This is a genomic window from Kosakonia sp. SMBL-WEM22 (assembly GCF_014490785.1).
Classification (GTDB): Bacteria; Pseudomonadota; Gammaproteobacteria; order Enterobacterales; family Enterobacteriaceae; genus Kosakonia.
On sequence record NZ_CP051488.1, the window covers coordinates 1,384,361 to 1,402,170 of the forward strand.

Below are 17,810 nucleotides of genomic sequence, written 5' to 3' on the forward strand. Positions count from 1 at the left end.
GGAGCGGAAGATGAGCAAACGTTTACCGCTGATCGCTGCCCAGCCGGGGATCTGGATGGCAGAAAAACTCTCCTCGCTGCCCAACGCCTGGAGCGTGGCGCACTATGTTGAGCTGGAGGGAGATATTGACGCCGCACAGCTTAGCGAGGCGATTGTCACCGGCCTGATGCAGGCTGACACGCTACGCATGCGTTTCACCGAAGATAACGGCGAAGTGTGGCAGTGGGTCGATGAGACGCTGACCTTTGCCGCGCCCGCGATTACCGATCTGCGCCAGCAGGACGATGCACACAGCGCCGCGCTGGCGCTAATGCAGGCCGATCTGGCGCAAAACCTGCGCGTGGAGAGTGGCGAACCGCTGGTGCACCACCAGCTGATGCGCGTTGGTGAGCGGCGCTGGTACTGGTATCAGCGTTATCACCATTTGCTGGTCGATGGCTTCAGTTTCCCTGCCATTACCCGCCAGATTGCCGCCATTTATACGGCGTGGCGTCGTGGCGAACCCACTCCCGCCTCACCCTTTACCCCTTTTGCTGAGGTCGTGGAAGAGTATCAACGCTATCAGGGCAGCGATGCCTTTACGCGCGACGCCGCTTTCTGGGCAGAGCAGCGGCGCGCGCTTCCGCCGCCGGTGTCCCTCTCCAGCGAGCCGCTGTCAGGGCGTGCGGCAACCACCGATATTCTGCGCCTCAATGTCGCCATGGAGAGCGACGCTTTTCGCTGCCTGAGCCAGGCGATGGCAAACACGCCCCCCGCCGATCTGGCGCTGGCGTTAGTGACGCTCTGGCTGGGTCGGCTCTGTGGACGCACCGATTACGCCGCCGGGTTTATCTTTATGCGCCGCATGGGATCGGCAGCGCTCACCGCAACCGGCCCGGTGCTCAATGTTTTGCCGCTGGGCGTGCATCTGGATGGCACGCAAACCCTGCCGGAGCTGGCAAGTGCGCTCGCCCGGACGCTGAAATCGATGCGCCGCCATCAGCGTTATGACGCAGAGCAGATCGTGCGCGACGCCGGGCGTGCAGCGGGAAGTGATCCGCTGTTCGGCCCGGTGCTGAACGTCAAACTGTTTGATTACCAGCTCAGGCTCGACGGCATTCAGGGCATTACCCACACCTTGGCCACCGGGCCGGTGAACGATCTGGAGATCGCACTCTTTCCGGATGAGGCGGGCGGGCTGTCGCTGGAGGTGCTGGCGAACCGCAGCCGCTACGACGAAGCGACGCTCAACACTCACATTGCGCGCCTTGCGCAGCTGTTGCAGCAGTTTGCCGACAACCCGGCGCTGCGCTGTGGCGATGCGGAGCTGTTAACCACAAAAGAGGGGCAACAACTCACGCAGATCAATGCCACCGCCGTGTCGCTACCCATGACAACCCTGAGCGAGCTGGTGGCACAGCAGGCAGCGAAAACGCCCGATGCCCAGGCGTTATCCGATGCCTGCTGGCGCTTCAGCTACCGGGAGATGCGCGAGCAGGTCGTCGCGCTGGCAAACCGGCTACGGGCGCTGGGCGTGCAGCCTGGCGACAGTGTGGCGGTTGCGCTGCCGCGCTCGGTTTTCCTCACGCTCGCGCTGCATGGCATTGTTGAAGCGGGTGCCGCCTGGCTGCCGCTCGATACCGGCTACCCCGACGATCGCCTGCGCATGATGCTGGAGGATGCCCGCCCACGGCTGTTGATCACAACAGACGATCAGCATGCGCGCTTCGCCGATATTCCGGGGCTGGCGCACTTCTGCTATGACGCGCCGCTGGAGTGCGACGGTGCTGAGCCGCTTAATCTGGCCCGCCCGGAGCAGACGGCCTATATCATCTTTACGTCCGGCTCCACCGGGCGGCCAAAAGGGGTGATGGTCGGTCATACCGCCATCGTCAACCGCCTGCTGTGGATGCAGGCGGCCTATCCGCTTAGCGCTGACGATGTGGTGGCGCAAAAAACGCCGTGCAGTTTTGACGTCTCTGTTTGGGAATTCTGGTGGCCCTTTATCGCCGGGGCCAGCCTGGTAATGGCTGAACCAGAGGCGCACCGCGATCCGCAGGCACTCCAGGCTTTCTTTGCTGAAGCGGGAGTAACGACGACCCACTTTGTACCGTCGATGCTGGCGGCCTTTGTTGCCTCGCTGACGCCGGAGAGCGCGCAGCAGAGCTGCCGCACGCTGAAGCAGGTCTTCTGTAGCGGCGAAGCGCTGCCCGCCGACCTCTGCCGCGAGTGGGAAGCCTTAACCGGCGTGGCGCTGCATAACCTCTATGGCCCGACGGAGGCGGCGGTGGATGTCAGCTTCTATCCGGCGTATGGCGAGACGCTGGCGCAGGTGCATGGCAACAGTGTGCCGATTGGTTACCCGGTGTGGAACACGGGGCTGCGCATTCTGGATGCGATGATGCGCCCGGTGCCGTTCGGCGTGGCGGGCGATCTCTATCTCACCGGCATTCAGCTGGCGCAGGGCTATCTCGGCCGCCCGGATCTGACCGCCAGCCGCTTTATTGCTGACCCCTTTGCGCCGGGCGAGCGCATGTATCGCACCGGCGATGTCGCCCGCTGGCTGGAAAATGGCGCGGTGGAGTACCTGGGGCGCAGCGACGATCAGCTGAAAATTCGCGGTCAGCGCATTGAGCTGGGCGAGATTGACCGGGCAATGCTGGCGTTGCCGGATATTGCTCAGGCGGTGGCCCATGCCTGCGTCTTTAATCAGGCGGCGGCGAGCGGGGGGGATGATCGTCAGCTGGTTGGCTACCTCGTCTCCGCCTCCGGTCAGCCGCTGGATACGGCTGCACTGCTGGAGCAGCTGCGCGCGCAGCTACCGGCGCACATGGTGCCGGTGCTGTTAATGCAGGTGAGCACGCTGCCGCTCAGTGCGAACGGTAAACTCGACCGCAAAGCGCTGCCGCTCCCCGCGTTGCAGGCAGAGCAGGGCGGTCGCCCGCTCAATGCCGGGATGGAAGCGCAGGTGGCGCAGGCTTTTGCCGCACTGCTGGGCTGCGAAGTGAATGATGCGCAGGCGGATTTCTTTGCCCTTGGCGGCCACTCCCTGTTAGCGATGCGGCTTGCCGCGCAGTTGAGCCGCGAGTTTGACCGCCAGGTGACGCCGGGGCAGATTATGGTCGCGCCGACGGTAGAGAAGCTGGCGGCGCTGCTGGATCAGCCGCTCTCAAATGAGCAGGCCGGGCGGCTCGGGCTGGAAGCGGTGCTGCCGCTGCGCGAAAGCGCGGGGCCGACGCTCTTCTGCTTCCACCCAGCTTCCGGTTTTGCCTGGCAGTTCAGCGTGCTGGCACGCTATCTTGCGCCGCGCTGGTCGATTACCGGCATTCAGTCTCCGCGCCCGGATGGACCGTTACAACAAGCGACAACGCTGGATGAGGCCTGTGAACACCAGTTAGCAACGCTGCTGGCACAGCAGCCGCATGGGCCTTATTACCTGTTCGGTTACTCCCTTGGCGGAACGCTGGCGCACGGCATTGCGGCGCGGCTGCGCCAGCGCGGCGAAGGGGTGGCTTTCCTCGGGCTGCTCGATACCTGGCCGCCGGAGACGCAAAACTGGGCAGAGAAAGAGGCGAATGGTCTCGATCCTGCGGTGCTGGCGGAGATTGAGCGTGAGCGACAGGCCTTTCTTGCTGCGCAGCAGGGGCAGGCCTCCAGCGAGCTCTTCTCGCAGATCGAGGGGAATTACGCTGATGCGGTGCGCTTGCTGACTACTGCGCGCAGCGTGCCGTTTGATGGTAAAGCCACGCTGTTTGTCGCCGAGCGCACCCTGGCGCCGGGCACCGACCCGCAACGCGCCTGGGCACCCTGGGTGCGCGAGCTGGCGGTGTATCGGCAGGATTGCGCCCATGTCGATATCATCTCGCCGCAGGCGTTCGAACAGATAGGGCCAGTGTTGAGTGCGCTGTTAGAGAGGTAAAAACGTTGTAGGCCGGATAAGCGTTTACGCGCCATCCGGCATATTCTGCGGCACCGATTGCCGGATGGCGGCTACGCCTTATCCGGCCTACCAAAACGCGCCGACAGCGACACCGGTGTAGCTTTTATCTGCGGTTTCACAGCGAGGGGTTGTGTCCCCGCTGAAATCGGCGAACCGAAGCGTGAATGACAAGGTCTGGACGCCATGGATGGCGGACAGAGGCGAACCGAGACAGGGACTCGTTCCAGTATGGAACGAGTAAGTCGAGTCGAGCCGGCCGCAGTCAGGCACGCGGGAGGTGAGTGCAGTGCGCAGCACCGATTTCCTCGCGGGGCCGCGGGGATTGATAAGGGGAGCGCGGCCGCTTCCCTTATCCCGTTCACCGCATGAAAGATTAATGAAACTCCCCAGCGCCTGGTGAACGGAATCATTCCACTAATACCACATGAAAACCCCATTGCCGGATGGCGCGTACCGCTTATCCGGCCTACGCCGTTTCAGCGGGCTCTGTTTTTGTAGGCCTGATAAGGCGAAGCCGCCATCAGGCAATATTTCAGCGACCAAACACGCGTTTATAACCCGCTGCGCCCCAGCGGCACCACCAGGGGGGTATGCGCCACCGGATCGTCAATGATCATGCAGCGCAGCCCATACACCTCCTCGATCAACCCGGCGGTGACAATCTCTTTCGGCGCGCCCTGCGCCACAATCTTCCCGTCGCGCAGCGCAATCAAATGGGTGGCGTAACGGCAGGCCTGATTCAGATCATGCAGCACCGCCGCCAGCGTATACCCCTGCTCGCGGTTCAGCTCGCTGAGCAGCTCCAGCAGATCGATCTGATAGCTGATATCAAGCCAGGTGGTCGGCTCATCAAGCAGCATAATCGCCGTCTCCTGCGCCAGCACCATAGCGATCCACGCTCGCTGGCGCTGCCCGCCGGAGAGCGTATCAACACTCTGCTGCGCCAGGCTCTCCACGCCCGTGGCTTTCATCGCCCGCTTCACCGCTTCGTCATCCTCTTTACGCCAGCGGGTAAAGAGCGGCTGATGCGGGTAACGCCCGCGCGCCACCAGCTCCTGCACCGTAATGTCACCCGGCGTGGTGGCGTTTTGTGCCAGCAGCCCAATGCGTCGTGCCACCTCTTTGCTGGCAAAACGCTGGATCTGCTCACCATCCAGGTAGACATGCCCCTCGCTCGGCGTCATCAGGCGGCTGAGGGTGCGTAAAAGGGTCGACTTGCCGCAGCCATTCGGGCCAATGATGGCAGTGAAATGGCCATCCGGAATGGCGACGCTCAGCTGCTCGGCAACCACTTTTTTGCCGTAGCCCAGGGTTAACGTTTCGCCGCGCAGACGGGGAGATAAGGCGCTCATTTCTTGCGGGACTCCTGAATTAACAAGGCGATAAGGTAGATACCGCCGAGGCTGACGGTGACCACGCCAACCGGTAGCTGATAAGGCGTAAAGCCGCGCTGGGCAATCATATCTGCCAGCAGCAGCAATAGCGCGCCGCAGAGCGCCGACTGGGTTAACCCCCAGCGCGCTGTACCGCTCAGGCGGCGGGCAATATGCGGAGCCACCAGTGCGATAAAGGAGATGGGACCGGCAAGCGCCGTGGCGGCTGCGGTAAGCGCCACCGCCACCAGCATCAGCAGCAGACGCGAGCGCTCAACGTTGACGCCCAGCGCGCAGGCGCTATCGTCGCCCATCTCCAGCAGTCGCATGCGCCGTGCCAGCAGGGCGGCGAAAAAAAACATCACCAGCATAATTGGCACCGACGGCAGCGTTTTTGCCCACGTCAGGCCATTGAGCGATCCGGCGTTCCACAGCCCGGCGGAGAGCGCCGTTTCAAGCGACGCTTTCAGCAGCAGCCAGGTGTTGAAGGCCACCAGCATCGCGCGTACGCCAATCCCAACAATAATCAGGCGAAAGGTTTCAATCCCGTTGCGCCAGGCGAGCAGCCACACCACCAGCGATGTAAGAATGCCGCCCGCCATCGCTGCCAGCGCGATCGCCGTCAGATGCTGACCAAACAGCACCATCGCCACCAGCACGCCGCTCCACGCCCCGGTGTTAAACCCCATCACATCCGGGCTGCCGAGCGGGTTACGCATCAGGGACTGGAAAATCGCGCCGCTGACGCCGAGTGCCGCGCCAACCACCAGCGCCATTAACACTCGCGGCAAGCGCCACTCCATCACCACCAGCTGCATCGCGCGCGGCGCAGCACCGCTTAGCGCGTCCAACACCTGCGAGAAGGTGAGCATCACCGTGCCGCTACGCAACCCCCAGGCTGCGAGCAGCAGGGCGGTGATAACCATCAGCAGGCAGCTGGCCACTAAACGGCGGGAGGGAGCGATCATAAGCCGCCTCCGCGCACACGGCGCACCAGCAGGATCAGCATCGGCGCGCCGATAAAGGCGCTCACTACCGAAACGCGCAGCTCACCCGGCACAATTACACGGCCGATGATATCGGCAAACAGCAGCAGAGCAGGGGTGGCAACCAACGTCACCGGGAGCGACCAGCGGTGATCGGCTCCAACCAGCCCGCGCGCAAGGTGGGGCATCATCAGACCGATAAAGGCGATGGGCCCGACGACCGCCGTGGCGCTGCCGCAGAGCACGGTTATCGCCAGCAGGCCCAGCAACTGGGTACGCGCCACTCTGCTGCCGAGCGCCGTCGCCGTATCGCTGCCGAGGCTCAAGCTGTTAAGCGCGCGGCTCAACATCAAGGCGACGCCCGCCGCCAGCAGCACCGGGATCAGCACCACGCGCAGGGTTGCCAGCGTGCGAATATCAAGGGAGCCGGCCTGCCAGAAACGCAGTTGGTCGTAAACATCAGCATTGAGCAGTGAAATGCCGCTGGAGAGACCGTCGAGCACGGCGGTGAGCGCCACGCCCGCCAGCGTTAAGCGCACCGGGCTAAGCTGGCCGCCGCCCTGGCTGCCGGTAAACGCCACCAGCAGCGAGGCGGCGAAAGCGCCGCAAAAGGCGAACAGCAGCTGCTCCGTGGGCGTGGTTGCACCCAGCAGCGCGGCGCCGAGCACAATGGCGAAACTGGCACCTGCGTTAACGCCTAACAGACCCGGGTCGGCCAGCGGGTTGCGCGTCAGGGTTTGCATCAGGGCACCGGCAAGGCCGAGCGCGCCGCCGGCGAGTAAGCCTGCCAGCGTGCGTGGCAGGCGCGCATCGCGAATAATGGTGCAATCTGCGCTGTGACAAGCGCCAAAGAGGGCGTCGGTGATGACCGCGGCAGGCATCGGTTTTGCGCCAATAAACAGGCTCAGTGCCGCAGCAAATATAAGCAGTATCAATAGCCCGACGAGAACCAATACGCGCGCCGGAGAAGCGGAAAACGACATAAAAATCCCAATTTTGATAATGATAGTAATTATCGTTATCGATCCTGTTTTGTTATGTTACCATGCGCAGCCTGAGATTGGACACAGAAAGTATGGAATACAAGGTCTTGTAATGAAGCAACACTCCTGGCTGCTGAATCTCAGCCTGCTGCGGACACATCCGGCTTATCGCGCCGTTTTCCTTGCGCGTTTTATCTCCATCTTATCACTGGGCTTGCTGGGCGTGGCTGTGCCGGTGCAGATCCAGGCGATGACCCACTCCAGCTGGCAGGTCGGGCTTGCCGTAACGCTGACCGGCGGCGCAATGTTTGTCGGCCTGATGCTCGGCGGCGTGCTGGCGGATCGCTTTGAACGTAAAAAGCTGATTCTGCTGGCGCGTTCCACCTGCGGTATCGGCTTTATTGGCCTCTTTCTCAATGCTCTGTTACCCGCGCCGTTGCTGTCGGCGATCTATCTGCTTGGCGTATGGGATGGCTTTTTCGGCGCGCTCGGCGTAACGGCGCTGCTGGCGGCAACGCCTGCGCTGGTCGGGCGGGAAAATCTGATGCAGGCGGGGGCGATCACCATGCTCACCGTGCGCGTCGGCTCGGTGATCTCGCCGATGGTCGGCGGCCTGCTGCTGGCCTCCGGCGGCGTGGCGTGGAACTACGGCCTGGCGGCGGCGGGCACCTTTATCACCCTGTTGCCGCTGCTGACGCTGCCCGCGCTCCCGCCGCCGCCGCAACCGCGTGAACACCCGCTTAAATCCCTTACCACGGCGCTGCACTTTCTGCTGCGTAACCCTTTAATTGGCGGCATTGCGCTGCTCGGCGGTCTGCTGACGATGGCCAGCGCCGTGCGTGTGCTCTACCCGGCGCTGGCGATGAGCTGGCAGATGTCGGCGGCAGAGATTGGCGTGCTGTACGCCGCACTGCCGCTCGGGGCGGCCATCGGCGCATTGACCAGCGGCAGGCTGGCGCACAGCGAACGGCCCGGCATCATCATGTTGCTGACCAGCGTCGGCGCGTTTATCGCCATTGCGCTTTTTAGCCTGATGCCCGTCTGGCCGCTCGGCGTGCTCTTTCTCGCGCTCTGCGGCTGGCTGACGGCGGTGAGTTCGCTACTGCAATACACCCTGCTGCAAACCCAGACCCCGGAAGCGATGCTCGGGCGCATTAACGGCTTATGGACGGCACAAAACGTCACAGGCGACGCCATCGGCGCGGCGCTGCTGGGTGCGATGGGATCGATGCTGACGCCCGCCGCCTCGGCGAGCTTGAGCGGGCTGGCATTAGCGATAGTGGGATTAGTGCTGGTTCTCATACTCGGCGAGCTGCGCCGTTTCCGACAGGTTCAGCCCGGCGCATAAAATGCTGCGGTGGTGATAACGTCACCGCAGCTCCAGCGTTACGGCGATCTGATCACCCTTTGATTCAACGGGCTGCCTTCACAGGCCGGATAAGTCACGCACGTAATCCGGCAAAGTGGGCGGGCGTCGGCCGGATAAGCGCAGCGCCACCCGGCAATGCTGAAGACTTTGTAGGCCGGATAAGCGCAGCGCCATCCGGCAATGCTGAGGATTTTGTAGGCCGGATAAGCGCCAGCGCCATCCGGCAAGGGTGAGGATTTTGTAGGCCGGATAAGCGTCAGCGCCATCCGGCAAAGGGTGAGGATTTCGTAGGCCGGATAAGCGTCAGCGCCACCCGGCAAAGGGTGAGGATTTCGTAGGCCGGATAAGCGCCAGCGCCATCCGGCAATAAAGGCTGCGCCAACAACCCTCAGCCAAACAGCGCAGACAAGCGCTGCAACACGCGGGTTGCGCTGTAGTAATCGAGCCGGAAGGTCTCTGCACCCAGCGCATAAACCTGCTTATTGCGTACTGCGGGAAGATGCGCCAGCAGCGGGTTAGCGCTCAGGGCGTCGGCCTCTTTTTGGTCGCCTGCAAAGAGGAACAGTGCTTCGCCATTCAGCCCGGCGGCCAGGTTTTCGCCGCCGAGCTGCACGATATCATGGCGCTTACCCTGGCTCTGGCTTGCCTGCAGGCCCGCCGGCAGCGGCGCGAGGGCAAAACCGAGCTGCTGCATTAACTGGCCCTGCGCGGAGTCGCGGGTCCAGAGGTTCGCGCTGTGCGCGGCGGGTGTGTAAACCAGCGCGCTGACCGGCTGCGGCGGCAGTTTCATGCGTGCTTTTGCCGCCGCCAGCTGCTGGCTGAACTCAGTGATGCGCGCGGCGGCCTGCTTCTCGTGGCCGGTGATCTCGCCAAGCTGGGTAAGCAGCGCCTGCCAGCTCTTATCGTCGTAATTGATAATAAGCGTCGGCGCGATAGTCGAGAGTTGATCGTAGAGCGCCAGCGCGGAGTCGCCGCCGGTGGCGCTGATCAAAATCAGATCCGGCATCTGCGCGGCAACGGCTTCGGCATTCGCTTCGCCGATGTAAAGACGCGCGACGTTGCGCTGTTTAGCAATGTCGCCCCACTGGCGCAGAAAGCCTTGATCGTCGGCGAAACGGTTATTTGGCGTGGTGGCGCCGCTGGCGACCACGGGGGCATCAATCGCCAGCAGCGAGCCGGTGAGGGTAACGCTTGTGGAAACAATGCGCTGCGGCGCGCTGGCAAGTTGATGCACGCCGCGACTGTCGGTTATCTGGCGCGGCCAGTCGGCGGCGCAGGCTGAGTTAAGTCCTAAAACGAAAACGCCCACTAACAGAGCGTGTTTACGACACCAGCTAAGAAAATTCACAACGTGAGTCCTGTTTCTGTTGAAGTTAATGCTTCTCATTTTCATCGTTGAGCGTCACGGATGCAAGTTGTGGCAGTGCGAGAGGAGATTCTGCTGTTGACATCACCGGCAATAACTTTTTATCTTACTGCACCAAACAAAAATGATAATCATTCTTAATACATTTATCATTGCCGGAGGATGATATGGATACGTCATTGGCTGAAGAGATCCAGCTGTCTGCAACGACACTGGCCGCCGATCAATTTTTCTTTATGTCGCCGTACCGCAGTTTCACCACGTTGGGGTGTGTTGCGCGTTTCTCAGAGCCAGCAGCGGGGGGCGATGCGCCAGAGAGCGCCTTCCAGCAAAAAATGGCGCAGGCCTTTGCCGATGCCAAAGCGCAGGGCATCGCGCGGCCAATCATGGTAGGCGCTATCCCGTTTGATACCACGCTGCCTTCGGCGCTCTTTATCCCTCAACGCTGGCAGAGCTTCTCCCGCCCGGAAAAACAGCGCGCTGCGCGCTACTTCAACAGTGGCGCGATGCCGAATGTGAAGGCGCAAAAAGCGGTGCCGGAGCAGGATCTGTTTATGGAGATGGTGGCGAACGCATCTGCACGCACCGCGACGCCAGAAGTGGAAAAAGTGGTGCTCTCGCGCCTGATTGAGATCGCAACAGACCGCCCGGTCGATAGCGGCGTGCTGCTCGAGCGCTTAATTGCGCAGAACCCCGCCAGCTTCAACTTCCACGTTCCGCTGCCGGATGGCGGCGCGCTGCTTGGCGCAAGCCCGGAGCTGCTGCTGCGTAAAGAGGGCGATCGTTTTAGCTCTCTGCCGCTGGCCGGTTCGGCCCGCCGTCAGCCCGATGACATGCTCGATCGCGAAGCAGGCAATAAACTGCTGGCCTCCGAAAAAGATCGCCATGAGCACGAACTGGTGACGCAGGCGATGAAAAAAGTGCTGCAGCCGCGCAGCCGTATGTTGACGCTGCCATCGTCGCCGCAGCTGGTGAATACACCGACGTTGTGGCACCTGGCAACGCCGATTGAGGGTACGGCAAAAGAGGGCGAAAACGCCCTGACGCTCGCCTGCCTGCTCCATCCGACACCCGCGCTGAGCGGCTTCCCGCACCAGATTGCGAAGAAAATCATCGCCGAGCTTGAGCCGTTTAATCGCGAACTTTTTGGCGGCATTGTCGGCTGGTGCGATGCGGAAGGAAACGGCGAGTGGGTGGTTACCATCCGCTGCGCGCGTATCCGCGACAACAACGTTCGCCTGTTTGCCGGAGCCGGGATTGTCCCTGCCTCATCGCCACTCGCAGAGTGGCGTGAAACCGGCGTCAAACTGACCACCATGTTAAACGCCTTCGGTCTGCATTAAGGAGCCACAGTGACCATTCCTTTTAGCCGCTGGCCAGAAGAGTTCGCCCGTCGTTACCGTGAAAAGGGCTACTGGCAGGATCTGCCGCTGAGCGACATTCTGGCTCGCCATTCTGCCAGCGAAGCGATTGCGGTAATCGACGGCGATCGCCAGTTGAGCTACCGCCAACTGCATGCTGCGTCGGACAATCTCGCCTGCGCATTACAGTCGATGGGCATTGCGCGCGGCGACACCGCGCTGGTGCAACTGGGCAATGTCGCCGAGTTTTACATCACCTTTTTCGCCCTGTTGAAAATCGGCGTCGCGCCGGTGAATGCGCTCTTCAGCCATCAGCGCAGCGAACTCAACGCCTACGCGGCGCAAATCAAACCCGCGCTGCTGATTGCCGATCGCGCCCACGGGCTGTTTGCCGATGACGCTTTCCTCCGCGCGCTGGAAAACGAACATTCCTCGCTGCGCGCTATTTTGCTACGTAGCGAGTCGCTGGAGCAGGCGATTGCCCGCCCGGCAGATAACTTTACCGCTACGCCAACCCCGGCGGATGAAGTGGCTTTCTTCCAGCTCTCTGGCGGTAGCACCGGCACGCCGAAGCTGATCCCGCGCACGCACAATGACTATCTCTACAGCATTGTGCGCAGTAATGAGATTTGCCACTTCACGGCGCAAACCCGTTACCTCTGCGCCTTACCGGCGGCGCACAACTACCCGTTAAGTTCGCCCGGCGCGCTCGGCGTCTTCCTCGCCGGTGGTTGTGTGGTGCTGGCGAGCGACCCGAGCGCTACGCTCTGTTTCCCACTGATTGAAAAACATCAGGTTAACGTCACCGCGCTGGTGCCCCCGGCGGTCAGCCTCTGGTTGCAGGCGATTGCCGAGTGGGGCAGCAATGCCCAGTTGGCGTCGCTGCAACTGCTGCAAGTAGGTGGCGCGCGGCTCTCAGCGACGCTGGCGGCGCGCATACCGGCGGAGATCGGCTGCCAGCTTCAGCAGGTGTTCGGCATGGCCGAAGGGCTGGTGAACTACACCCGCCTCGACGATCCGCTGGAGCGCATCATCAACACCCAGGGGCGGCCGATGTCGCCGGATGATGAAGTGTGGGTTGCGGATGAGAACGGCAACCCGCTGCCCGCAGGCCAGACCGGACGCCTGATGACGCGTGGCCCCTATACGTTCCGCGGCTACTTCAACAGCCCGCAGCACAACGCCAGCGCTTTTGATGCTGAGGGCTTCTACTGCTCGGGCGATCTCATCGCCATTGATGAGCAGGGCTACATCACCGTGCAGGGGCGGGAAAAAGATCAGATCAACCGCGGCGGCGAGAAGATTGCCGCCGAGGAGATCGAAAATCTGCTGCTGCGCCATGACGCGGTGATCCACGCTGCCCTCGTCAGCATGGAGGACAGCCTGCTCGGCGAGAAGAGCTGCGCCTATCTGGTGGTGAAAACTCCGCTGCGCGCGGTGGCGATCCGCCGCTTTTTGCGCGAGCAGGGCGTGGCGGAATTTAAGCTGCCGGATCGCGTTGAGTGCCTTGAAGCGCTGCCGCTGACGCCGGTAGGAAAAGTTGACAAGAAACAGTTACGCCAGTGGTTAGCACAACGCATCCCGGCGTAAAGGAGAGAAGATGGCAATCCCAAAACTACAGGGCTACGCGCTGCCCGCAGCGGCTGATATCCCGGACAATAAAGTGAACTGGTCGTTTGAGCCCGCCCGTGCGGCGCTGTTGATCCATGATATGCAGGACTATTTTGTTAATTTCTGGGGCGATAACTGTCCGATGATGCAGCAAGTGGTGGCGAACATCGCCGCACTGCGTCACTTCTGCAAGCAGCACAATATTCCGGTCTACTACACCGCGCAGCCGAAAGAGCAGAGCGATGAAGACCGTGCGCTGCTGAACGACATGTGGGGGCCGGGCCTGACCCGCTCGCCGGAGCAGCAGCAGATCGTCAGCGAACTGGCACCGGACGAGGCCGACACCGTGCTGGTGAAGTGGCGCTACAGCGCGTTTCACCGCTCGCCGCTGGAGCAGATGCTGAAAGAGACTGGCCGCAATCAGTTGCTGATCACCGGCGTCTATTCGCACATTGGCTGTATGACCACCGCCACCGACGCCTTTATGCGCGATATCAAGCCGTTTATGGTGGCCGATGCGCTGGCGGATTTCAGCCGCGAAGAGCACTTAATGTCGCTCAACTATGTCGCCGGGCGTTCCGGTCGCGTGGTGCTGACACAAGAGCTGCTGCCGCTGCCGACAAGCAAAGCGGCGCTGCGTGAACTTATCCTGCCGCTGCTGGATGAGTCCGACGAGCCGCTGGATGACGAAAACCTGATTGATTACGGCCTCGACTCGGTGCGCATGATGGCGCTCGCCGCCCGCTGGCGCAAAGTGCATGGCGATATCGACTTTGTCATGCTGGCGAAAAACCCGACCATTGATGCCTGGTGGGCGCTGCTCGCGCGCGGGGGGCAGTGATGGCGCGCCTCGATTTCAGCGGACGCAGCGTCTGGGTGAGCGGGGCAGGGAAGGGGATCGGCTATGCCACTGCGCTCGCCTTCGTTGAGGCGGGCGCACAGGTGACCGGCTTCGATCTCGCCTTTAACGGCGAGGCTTACCCGTTTGCCTGCGAGACGCTGGATATCGCCGACGCCGCGCAGGTCGCCGCCGTCTGCGAACGGCTGCTTTCGAACAACGCGCCGCTGGATGTGCTGGTCAATGCTGCGGGTGTTTTGCATATGGGCGCAACGGATGCGCTCTCTGACCAGGCGTGGCAGCAGACGTTCACTGTTAACGTCGGCGGTGCCTTTAACCTCTTTCGCCAGACGATGGCGCACTTCCGCCGCCAGCAGCGTGGCGCGATTGTCACCGTCTGCTCTGACGCCGCGCACACGCCACGCATCGGCATGAGCGCCTATGGCGCGTCGAAAGCGGCGCTGAAAAGCCTGGCTTTGACCGTGGGGCTTGAGCTGGCCGCCAGCCATGTGCGCTGCAATATCGTTTCTCCGGGGTCGACCGATACCGATATGCAGCGCACGCTGTGGGTGAGCAACGATGCGGAGCAACAGCGCATTCGCGGCTTTGGCGAGCAGTTTAAGCTCGGTATTCCGCTGGGGAAAATCGCCCGTCCACAGGAAGTGGCGAATACCATTTTGTTCCTCGCTTCCGATCTCGCCAGCCACATCACGCTACAGGATATTGTGGTGGATGGCGGTTCGACGCTGGGGGCGTGATGATCTGGAAACGTCACTTAACGCTGGAGGCGCTGAACGCCACCAGCGATAACACCCTGATTGAACATCTGGCGATTACTTACACCCGCATTGGGGATGATTTTCTCGAAGCGGAGATGCCGGTCGATAGCCGCACGCACCAGCCGTTTGGCCTGCTGCACGGCGGCGCGTCGGCGGCACTGGCGGAAACCCTCGGTTCGATGGCCGGTTTTATGATGACCCGCGACGGGCAGTGCGTGGTTGGCACCGAACTGAACGCCACCCATCACCGCGCGGTGGCGCATGGCAAAGTGCGCGGCGTTTGCCAGCCGCTGCACCTTGGCCGCCAGAATCAGAGTTGGGAGATTGTGGTATTTGATGAGCAGGGGCGGCGCTGCGCAACCTGCCGCCTCAGCACCGCAGTACTTGGCTAACCCTTCGCCCTCCGGCTCAGGAGGGCATTCTTGCGATCCCGTTAACACAATCAGCCAAATGCCGTGCGGCAGGCCCTCTTTCCTGTGTTTCAAAGTTGTTAAGTTCTTTGAGTTGATATAGAAACAAAATGTAACATCCCTCTGTCTCTCAAACGGATAACCGCTATGAACAACCCAGGGAAATACCTTGTTTGGGGCGCGCTCTCGCTTGTTGGCGCGTTTGCCCTCGGCTACATCGCTCTGCATCGCGGCGAACCGATCAACGCACTCTGGATCGTGGTCGCAGCCGTCTGTATTTACCTCATTGCTTACCGTTTTTATGGTCTCTATATCGCCAAAAATGTGCTGCAGGTTGACCCGACGCGCATGACGCCTGCGGTGCGCTACAACGACGGCCTCGACTATGTACCGACTGACAAAAAAGTGCTGTTCGGTCACCATTTTGCAGCGATTGCAGGCGCAGGGCCGCTGGTCGGCCCGGTGCTGGCGGCGCAGATGGGGTATCTGCCCGGCATGATCTGGATCCTCGCAGGCGTAGTGTTAGCCGGTGCGGTGCAGGATTTCATGGTGCTCTTTATCTCCACCCGCCGCGACGGGCGCTCCCTTGGCGAGATGGTGAAGGCAGAGATGGGGCCGACCGTCGGCGTGATCGCGCTGGTAGCGACCTTTATGATCATGGTGATTATCCTTGCGGTGCTGGCGATGATTGTCGTCAAAGCCCTGACCCACAGCCCATGGGGCACCTATACCGTGGCGTTCACCATTCCGCTGGCGGTATTTATGGGCATCTATATTCGCTACCTGCGCCCGGGGCGCATTGGCGAAGTGTCGGTGATTGGCCTGGTGCTGCTGGTGTTTGCCATCATCTCCGGCGGCTGGGTCGCCGAAAGCCCGACCTGGGCACCGTGGTTTGATTTTACCGGCGTGCAGCTCACCTGGATGCTGGTCGGTTACGGTTTTGTCGCCTCGGTGCTGCCGGTGTGGCTGCTGCTGGCCCCGCGCGACTACCTCTCCACCTTTCTGAAAATCGGCACCATTATTGGCCTGGCGATTGGCATTCTGATTATGCGCCCGACGCTGACGATGCCCGCGTTAACCAAATTTGTTGATGGCACCGGCCCGGTGTGGACTGGCAATCTCTTCCCGTTCCTCTTTATCACCATCGCCTGCGGCGCGGTCTCCGGTTTCCACGCGCTCATCTCCTCCGGCACCACGCCGAAGATGCTCGCCAGCGAAGGGCAGGCCTGCTTTATCGGCTACGGCGGCATGTTGATGGAGTCCTTTGTGGCGATCATGGCGCTGGTCTCGGCCTGCATTATCGATCCGGGCGTTTACTTTGCGATGAACAGCCCGATGGCGGTGCTGGCCCCGGCGGGTACTACCGATGTGGTGGCCTCTGCGGCACAGGTGGTGAGCAACTGGGGCTTTACCATTACGCCGGATGCGCTGCGGCAGATTGCTGATGAAGTGGGCGAGCAGTCGATCATCTCGCGGGCGGGCGGGGCACCGACGCTGGCGGTTGGCATGGCCTATATTCTGCACGGCGCGCTCGGCGGTCTGATGGATGTCTCCTTCTGGTATCACTTTGCGATTCTGTTTGAGGCGCTGTTTATTCTGACGGCGGTGGATGCCGGAACCCGCGCGGCGCGATTTATGTTGCAGGATCTGCTGGGGGTCATCTCACCCTCATTGAAACGCACCGAATCGCTGCCCGCCAACCTGCTTGCTACCGCACTCTGCGTGCTGGCGTGGGGCTACTTCCTGCACCAGGGGGTAGTCGATCCGCTGGGCGGAATTAATACGCTGTGGCCGCTGTTTGGTATCGCTAACCAGATGCTGGCAGGTATGGCGCTAATGCTCTGCGCGGTGGTGCTGTTTAAGATGAAGCGCCAGCGCTATGCGTGGGTGGCGTTAGTGCCGACGGCCTGGCTGCTGGTCTGTACGCTGACCGCCGGCTGGCAGAAAACCTTCAGTCCGGACAACAAAGTGAGGTTTCTGGCGATTGCTAACAAGTTCCAGGCGATGATCGACAGCGGCAACATTCCGGCGCAGTATACTCAGTCACAGCTGGCGCAGCTGGTGTTTAACAACCGCCTCGATGCCGGGTTAACGCTCTTCTTTATGGTCGTGGTGGTGGTTCTCGCCTTCTACTCGCTGAGGACCGCGCTGGCGGCGCTGAAAGCGGATCATCCGACGGCGCAAGAGACGCCGTATGAAGCGATGCCGGAGAACGTTGATCAGGTTGTGGCGCGCGCTAAAAACGCGCATTAAGCGAAGGAGCAGATATGTTCGATACGCTCTCAAAAGCGGGCAAATACTTAGGCCAGGCGGCAAAGATGATGATTGGCGTGCCGGATTATGACAACTACGTTGAGCATATGCGCGTCACGCACCCGGATCAGACGCCGATGACCTACGAGGAGTTTTTCCGCGAGCGGCAGGATGCGCGCTACGGTGGCAAAGGCGGCGCTCGCTGCTGTTAACGACAAAAGGCGGCAAAATATGCCGCCTTTTTCTTGCCTGCCGTCAGGCGTTGGTCCCGCCATCCACCACAATATCCGCGCCGGTAATGTGCTTCGCCGCCGGGCTGGCAAGAAACGCTACCGCTTCGGCAATATCCTGCGGCTCGCCGTAATGGCCTAACGCCGTAAAACTATGCTGCTCATCCGCCTGCGCGCCATCCGCCGGGTTCATATCGCTGTCCGTCGAGCCGGGTTTCACCATCTTCACCGTAATACCGCGTGACCCCAGATCCCGCGCCACCGATTGCCGGATGGCGGCTTCGCCTTATCCGGCCTACAAAAACGCAGTTCCAGCGATACCGTCTTTGCTT

13 protein-coding genes and 1 pseudogene are annotated in these 17,810 nt (G+C 61.6%); 9 read left to right on the top strand and 5 right to left on the bottom strand.

The window, feature by feature from the left end:
• The first annotated feature begins 10 nt into the window (after window positions 1-10).
• Window positions 11-3,898 carry an enterobactin non-ribosomal peptide synthetase EntF gene (gene entF, locus HF650_RS06615; protein ID WP_187801697.1) on the top strand — a complete coding sequence of 1,296 codons (3,888 nt, stop codon included), beginning with the start codon at window positions 11-13 and terminating at the stop codon, window positions 3,896-3,898.
• 572 nt (window positions 3,899-4,470) lie between these two features.
• On the opposite strand, the gene fepC is transcribed toward entF, so the two are convergent.
• Genes fepC through fepD form a run of 3 tightly spaced genes read right to left on the bottom strand, consistent with a single transcriptional unit; the run spans window position 4,471 to window position 7,261 of the window.
• Window positions 4,471-5,271: an iron-enterobactin ABC transporter ATP-binding protein gene (gene fepC, locus HF650_RS06620; protein WP_187801698.1), complete on the bottom strand. Its 801-nt coding sequence runs from the start codon at window positions 5,269-5,271 to the stop codon at window positions 4,471-4,473.
• A complete protein-coding gene (fepG, locus tag HF650_RS06625) occupies window positions 5,268-6,260 on the bottom strand; it encodes an iron-enterobactin ABC transporter permease (protein WP_187801699.1) in 993 nt (330 codons plus the stop codon). Before fepG ends, fepC begins: the two co-directional genes overlap by 4 nt.
• Window positions 6,257-7,261, bottom strand: a complete 1,005-nt coding sequence (gene fepD, locus HF650_RS06630; protein WP_187801700.1) for a Fe(3+)-siderophore ABC transporter permease — start codon at window positions 7,259-7,261, stop codon at window positions 6,257-6,259. Before fepD ends, fepG begins: the two co-directional genes overlap by 4 nt.
• A gap of 112 nt (window positions 7,262-7,373) precedes the next feature.
• Between fepD and entS the strand changes: the two genes are divergently transcribed.
• Window positions 7,374-8,609: an enterobactin transporter EntS gene (gene entS, locus HF650_RS06635; RefSeq protein ID WP_187801701.1), complete on the top strand. Its 1,236-nt coding sequence runs from the start codon at window positions 7,374-7,376 to the stop codon at window positions 8,607-8,609.
• Between the two features lie 409 nt (window positions 8,610-9,018).
• On the opposite strand, the gene fepB is transcribed toward entS, so the two are convergent.
• A complete protein-coding gene (gene fepB, locus HF650_RS06640) occupies window positions 9,019-9,945 on the bottom strand; it encodes a Fe2+-enterobactin ABC transporter substrate-binding protein (protein WP_223284321.1) in 927 nt (308 codons plus the stop codon).
• A gap of 218 nt (window positions 9,946-10,163) precedes the next feature.
• Here fepB and entC point away from each other — a divergent pair, with 218 nt between their 5' ends.
• From entC to HF650_RS06675, 7 genes are all read left to right on the top strand, one after another.
• A complete protein-coding gene (gene entC / locus HF650_RS06645) occupies window positions 10,164-11,339 on the top strand; it encodes an isochorismate synthase EntC (RefSeq protein ID WP_187801703.1) in 1,176 nt (391 codons plus the stop codon).
• 9 nt (window positions 11,340-11,348) lie between these two features.
• Entirely contained in the window at window positions 11,349-12,947 is a 1,599-nt protein-coding gene (entE, locus tag HF650_RS06650) for a (2,3-dihydroxybenzoyl)adenylate synthase EntE (RefSeq protein WP_187801704.1), read from the top strand.
• A 10-nt stretch (window positions 12,948-12,957) separates the two neighbouring features.
• On the top strand, window positions 12,958-13,809 hold the full coding sequence (locus HF650_RS06655) for an isochorismatase (RefSeq protein ID WP_187801705.1): 852 nt from the start codon (window positions 12,958-12,960) through the stop codon (window positions 13,807-13,809).
• On the top strand, window positions 13,809-14,564 hold the full coding sequence (entA, locus tag HF650_RS06660; protein ID WP_187801706.1) for a 2,3-dihydro-2,3-dihydroxybenzoate dehydrogenase EntA: 756 nt from the start codon (window positions 13,809-13,811) through the stop codon (window positions 14,562-14,564). The genes HF650_RS06655 and entA overlap by 1 nt, the downstream gene beginning before the upstream one ends.
• Window positions 14,564-14,977, top strand: a complete 414-nt coding sequence (entH, locus tag HF650_RS06665) for a proofreading thioesterase EntH (RefSeq protein WP_187801707.1) — start codon at window positions 14,564-14,566, stop codon at window positions 14,975-14,977. Before entA ends, entH begins: the two co-directional genes overlap by 1 nt.
• 165 nt (window positions 14,978-15,142) lie before the next feature.
• Complete coding sequence (gene cstA / locus HF650_RS06670; RefSeq protein ID WP_187801708.1) at window positions 15,143-17,248, top strand: pyruvate/proton symporter CstA; 2,106 nt, start codon at window positions 15,143-15,145, stop codon at window positions 17,246-17,248.
• Window positions 17,249-17,262: 14 nt separating this feature from the next.
• Window positions 17,263-17,460 (top strand): YbdD/YjiX family protein, encoded by a 198-nt coding sequence (locus HF650_RS06675; protein ID WP_000460621.1) that lies wholly within the window; start codon window positions 17,263-17,265, stop codon window positions 17,458-17,460.
• 43 nt (window positions 17,461-17,503) lie between these two features.
• Here the strand turns inward: HF650_RS06675 and HF650_RS06680 are convergent.
• Window positions 17,504-17,755, bottom strand: a pseudogene (locus tag HF650_RS06680) (SDR family oxidoreductase); the annotation flags it as partial.
• Window positions 17,756-17,810: the final 55 nt, after the last annotated feature.